The following is a 1475-nucleotide window of genomic DNA, read 5'->3' on the forward strand; positions in this document are numbered from 1 at the left end:
AACCCGGAATCCATATGTGGACGGCCCCCTTCTCGCAAGGTTTGGAGCGGTGATCTGGTTGCGCTGACCTGCATCCATATGTCCGGCCTGTGATGCAGGTGTGAGGACCTGCGGGCCAAGATGGTGTTCGCGACGTGTGGTCCCATCACGGATGCGGCGTCGAGCGCCAGTGGATTCCACGGAACCTGCCACGCGTCACGGGGGTCGATCGACCGGACCATCTCCTCCTTGCAAGCGCGGGGTCCGCGCCGAGGCGCGGACGAACGGGTGAGAGCGGCGGGCGCTCGGGGATCTCGGCGGGACCGGCTCGCCCGCGTCAGGCGGGCTGAGCCGCCGCCGGCGTGGGGTGAGCCGCCGTCGGCGCGGGGCGAGCCGGGCCGGCGGCGCGGTCCGGATCGTAGGACTGGCCGGTGCGCATCAAGCGCCAGGCCGCCCGGGCCATCTTGTTGGCCAGCGCCACCGCCACGAGCTTGAGCGGCTTGCGCGCCAACATCCCGAGGAGCCAGACCGAAGGCTGGCCCCGCCCGAGCTTGGCCTGCCGGATCACCGACATCGCCCCGGCCACCAGCACGCTGCGCAGCGCCTCGTCGCCCGCCCGGGTGATGACCCCCAGCTTCTGCCGCCCGGCGGTGGAGTGGTTCCTCGGCGTCAACCCGAGCCAGGCGGCCACGTCGCGCCCCGAGCGGAACGCCGCCGGGTCGGGGATCTTCATCGTCAGCAGCGCGGCGCCCACCGGGCCGATCCCCGGCATCTCGGCCAAGCGTCGGCTCTGCTCGCTGGTGCGGTGCCAGGCTTGCAGCTCCGCCTCGACCTCGCTCACGCGCGCCTGAGCCACCGCGTAGTCCTGCGCCAGCCCGGCAAACAGACGCCGCGCCAGATCCGGCACGCCCGGCTCGGTCTGCGTGCGCAGCAACAGCTCCTCGATCCGCTCCAACCCCTTGGCCGCCACCAGCCCGAACTCCGCCGCGTAGCCGCGGATGCCGTTGGCCAGCTGGGTGCGGCGGCGGATCAGCTTGTCGCGCAGGCCCGCCAGCATCAGCCCCGCCTGCTGCTCGGGTGTCTTGACCGGCACGAAGCGCATCCGTGGCCGGCTGGCCGCCTCGCACAGGGCCGCGGCGTCGGAGGCGTCGTTCTTGCCGCGCATGACGTAGGGCTTCACCAATTGCGGCGCGATCAGCCGCACCTCGTGCCCCAGCCCCCGCAGCACCCGCGCCCAGTGATGCGAGGCCCCGCAGGCCTCCAGGACCACCAGGCAGGGCGGCAGGCGCTCGAAGAATGCCAGCATCTTCGCCCGCGTCAGACGGCGCTTCACCACCGTTCGCTCGGCCCCATCCACACCGTGGACCTGAAAAACGGACTTGGACGTGTCGAGCCCGATGCGGGTAATCTGCTCCATGGACGGCCTCCTCGCTTGAGATCTGCAACGACCTCAATCTGGCACACACGATGCCGTCGGGGGCCGTCCACCCCATCAC

General features: G+C 71.3%; 1 protein-coding gene. It reads right to left on the reverse strand.

All coding sequences use genetic code 11. From position 1 onward, the window contains the following. Window positions 1-316: 316 nt before the first annotated feature. A complete protein-coding gene (locus tag HNR00_RS25280; protein ID WP_183574314.1) occupies window positions 317-1396 on the reverse strand; it encodes an IS110 family RNA-guided transposase in 1080 nt (359 codons plus the stop codon). Between the last annotated feature and the right edge of the window lie 79 nt (window positions 1397-1475).

The organism is Methylorubrum rhodinum, from assembly GCF_014199935.1.
GTDB lineage: Bacteria > Pseudomonadota > Alphaproteobacteria > Rhizobiales > Beijerinckiaceae > Methylobacterium > Methylobacterium rhodinum.